4 protein-coding genes are annotated in these 3,718 nt (G+C 46.2%); 1 reads left to right on the top strand and 3 read right to left on the bottom strand.

What is annotated here, in order from left to right; translation table 11 throughout:
* The 3 genes from ACP45E_RS04770 to ilvG form a co-directional block, all read right to left on the bottom strand.
* Nucleotides 1-442, bottom strand: a 442-nt coding sequence (locus ACP45E_RS04770; protein ID WP_198927686.1) for an aminotransferase class IV, incomplete at its 3' end; no start/stop codon positions are given.
* A gap of 11 nt (nt 443-453) precedes the next feature.
* A complete protein-coding gene (gene ilvM, locus ACP45E_RS04775) occupies nt 454-738 on the bottom strand; it encodes an acetolactate synthase 2 small subunit (RefSeq protein ID WP_017034346.1) in 285 nt (94 codons plus the stop codon).
* A complete protein-coding gene (ilvG, locus tag ACP45E_RS04780) occupies nt 738-2,384 on the bottom strand; it encodes an acetolactate synthase 2 catalytic subunit (protein ID WP_017034345.1) in 1,647 nt (548 codons plus the stop codon). The genes ilvM and ilvG overlap by 1 nt, the downstream gene beginning before the upstream one ends.
* A 490-nt stretch (nt 2,385-2,874) precedes the next feature.
* Here ilvG and ACP45E_RS04785 point away from each other — a divergent pair.
* On the top strand, nt 2,875-3,718 hold an 844-nt coding region (locus tag ACP45E_RS04785; RefSeq protein ID WP_141707227.1), incomplete at its 3' end, for a YifB family Mg chelatase-like AAA ATPase.

Consider the following 3,718-nt stretch of genomic DNA (forward strand, 5'->3'; position numbering starts at 1 on the left):
TCCAGCTAGAAATCATCGCATCAACGCCGTTCTCTAATGCTTCTTCACCAAGGTAAGATCCCCAAGGGAAAGCCGCAATAATCAGATCCATGATCGAGTCTTCTGGTGGACAAACACCCAGGCCAACATTACCAACAAAGCCAAGTGGGCGAATGTAAGCGGATTCGAGTTTATTTTGGCGCAGAGTCTCGCGTGTCGCTTCCATGATTTCTTCTTCCGTGTAAGGAATTGGAAAACGGTATATTTTCGCGGAATCTTTTAGGCGTCTTGCATGCTCTGGGTGACGGAAGATAACTGGCCCATTTGGTGTGTTGTAGCAGCGCACGCCTTCAAATACAGAAGTGCCATAGTGCATAGCATGAGTAAGAACGTGAACATTGGCCTCAGCCCAAGGAACCATCTCACCATTAAACCAAATGTAGTCAGCTGTTTTTTTAGACATTATTATCTTCCTTAAGCGTTAAGTGTGTGTTGTAAGTTGTTGTTAGGGAGTTCGTTATTGTCGATTTTGGTCACTTCAACGCTGATCACATCCCATAATTTTTCAATCTGATTAGTGAGAAATTCAATAGGTCGATCGCTATCGACAATAATTTCTACACTTGCAATTTTGCTGTCGTGATTTTGTGTTCCCGCCACTTGTTTTACAACAAAGCCGCGGTGGCGAACGACGCGTAAAACGCGCTCTAATAGAACCGGTTTATCATCGGCTTTAATATCTAAGAAATATCTTTCCATTAGGTGTTCTCCAACATTTCACTGTTTGATGCACCCGGTGGTACGAGTGGCCAAACATTTTCTTCTTCATCGATCAGGACATGTAAAAGGTATGCTGTTTTACTTTCGAGCATTTCTTTTAACGCAGGTTCAACTTCTTCTTTGCGAGTGATGGTTTTTCCTGGAATATCAAATGCTTTAGCTAGCATGACAAAGTCAGGGTTATCATCCAAAATCGTTTCGCTGTGGCGGCCGTCAAAGAATAAGGATTGCCACTGGCGAACCATGCCTAAACGAGAGTTGTTCAACAACACCATTTTGACTGGAATTTGGCGACGTTTTAAGGTGCCAAGCTCTTGAATATTCATCATGAAAGAGCCGTCACCAGAAATCAGGATGGACTGATCATCAGGTCGAGCAACGGCAGCTCCCATTGCAGCCGGTAAACCAAAGCCCATTGTCCCTAAACCCGCAGATGTGATGAAGTTTTGTGGATCACGAGGCTGAATGTGTTGCGCTGCCCACATTTGGTGTTGGCCAACATCGGTAGAGACGATAGAGCTGTCTGGCATCATGTCCGATAATTGCTTAAGCAAAAGTGGGGCAAAGATAAGATCGCCCGGGTGATCATATCGCCATGTAAAGGCGGTACGCAGCCCCTCACTGTGGTGAGCCCAAGAGCTGATGTCGTGAGTGCATTTCAGTTTCGGCAGTATTTCACGAATATCACCACGTAATGCTGCGTTGGCATGACGAAGCTTGTTGATTTCAGCGGCATCAATATCAATATGAATGACTTTAGCATGAGGCGCGAAGGTATCGAGTTTTCCGGTCACACGGTCATCGAAACGCGCACCGACAACGATCAAAAGGTCACTTTCTTGGACGATAAGGTTGGCGGCTTTTGTGCCGTGCATCCCCAACATACCAAGATAATGTGGGTCGTGGCGGTTAATCGTTCCCAAGCCTTTCAATGTACTCACGGATGGCATTGGGTTGTCAGCGAGAAACTGACGAACGGAGTCAGTGGCTCTGCCGAGTTGAACGCCGCCGCCAACGTATAAAACGGGGCGCTTCGATTCACGAAGCAATGCATTCGCTAGGCGAAACGCTTCAGGCGTTGGTACTGGAAATGGGATATGTTCGAAATCCGGTAAGGTTTCGACAGGGGCTTCAGCTAACTGAACATCTTTCGCAATATCGACGATGACAGGGCCTGGTCGACCCGCTTTCGCGACTTCAAATGCTTCTGCAAGTGTTGGTGCTAGGTCATGGATATCAGTCACGAGATAACTGTGTTTAGTACAAGAAAGAGACATACCGATGACATCCATTTCTTGAAAAGCATCAGTACCAATGTGGGAGCTGGCAACTTGTCCGGTAATAGCAACTAAAGGAATTGAATCCATGAAAGCATCGGCAAGGCCGGTGACGAGGTTAGTCGCGCCTGGACCAGAGGTCGCCATGCAGACAGCGACATCTTGTGATGATCGCGCCATACCAATCGCTGCCATTGCCGCGCCTTGTTCATGGCGACATAAAATATGTTCTACACCACACTCATAAAGGGCATCGTAGATAGGCATAATGGCACCACCAGGGTAACCAAAGACGGTTTTTATGCCTTGTTGTTTTAATGCGGATACGACTAAATCTGCTCCTTTCATCGTATCCCTCTCATACTACGACTTGGCTCGTAGTGACTTCCATTATTTTTGCACGTCATGTGCGCTCCCATTCTTCCTGTCATTTCTCGACTGAACCTTGGTTGTATTCGGTCGGATGTGCTTCAATTTTTAGTGTACTAATTGTAAAAAAACCCCCGGACTTTTCAGTGCGGGGGTTTTTAAAATCTTGTGGTTACTTGCTGCCCACTATCCCCTGCGCGGTGTCAATAATGACCACGATAATCAGGAGTACCAGAGTGTTAAGGCGAGCTTTGAAGTTCATTTTATTTTTTATCTTCGTTTTTGTATTTTATAAATATTGAACAAAATATGTTGCGTACCTAGTGGTAACATAGAATTCCGTTAAATGACAAGCAAAAACTCATTCTTTTTTCACATTTCCTCAGCCTCTAGGCGGGTTATATAACACCCTCATTCAAAAAAGAACCATTCAATTGTTCATGTGAATCGGTTTCAGTAGGTAAGGTAAATGGGGTTAGCCATCGTTCATAGCCGCGCGAGTGTAGGTGTTGAAGCACCAGAAGTGACGGTAGAAGTTCATATCAGTAATGGGTTGCCAGGATTTAGCTTGGTCGGGCTGCCTGAAACTACGGTCAAAGAAGCAAAAGATCGCGTTCGCAGCGCCATTATTAATTCTCGATTTGAGTTCCCAGCAAAGCGGATTACGGTCAATTTGGCACCGGCAGATTTACCCAAAGAAGGCGGCCGATTTGACCTCCCTATTGCATTGGGTATTTTGGCGGCGTGTGAACAGATTCCCATCGATAAATTAGCGCAGCGCGAGTTTATCGGTGAGTTGGCGCTTTCTGGTGAATTACGAGCGATCAAAGGGGTATTACCAGCTGCGCTTGCGGCCCAAAAATCTAAGCGCTGTCTTATTGTTCCACACTTAAATGGTGATCAGGCTGCCTTGGTTGGTAAGGAGATACATAAGTCAGCGCAGAGCTTACTGGAAGTGTGTGCAGAATTGTGCGGGCAGCAGTCCCTCCAGCTGTTTCAAACTAAAGCCAAATTCAGTGACGCTAAACTGACACGCGACTTGCAAGATATTATAGGCCAACAGCAAGGTAAACGAGCGTTAGAGATTGCCGCTGCAGGAAACCACAATTTACTTTTTTTGGGGCCACCTGGCACTGGAAAAACCATGCTGGCGTCTAGGCTGTGTGATTTACTGCCCGAAATGTCAGTGAATGAAGCGATGGAAACGGCTTCGGTTGCATCCTTAACTCAACAAGAAATCAATGAGCACAACTGGAAAAAGCGGCCGTTTCGCTCGCCTCATCATTCAAGCTCGATGGCAGATCGGAAGAGCG

The sequence above is a fragment of the Vibrio genomosp. F10 str. 9ZD137 genome, assembly GCF_049974785.1.
Classification (GTDB): Bacteria; Pseudomonadota; Gammaproteobacteria; order Enterobacterales; family Vibrionaceae; genus Vibrio.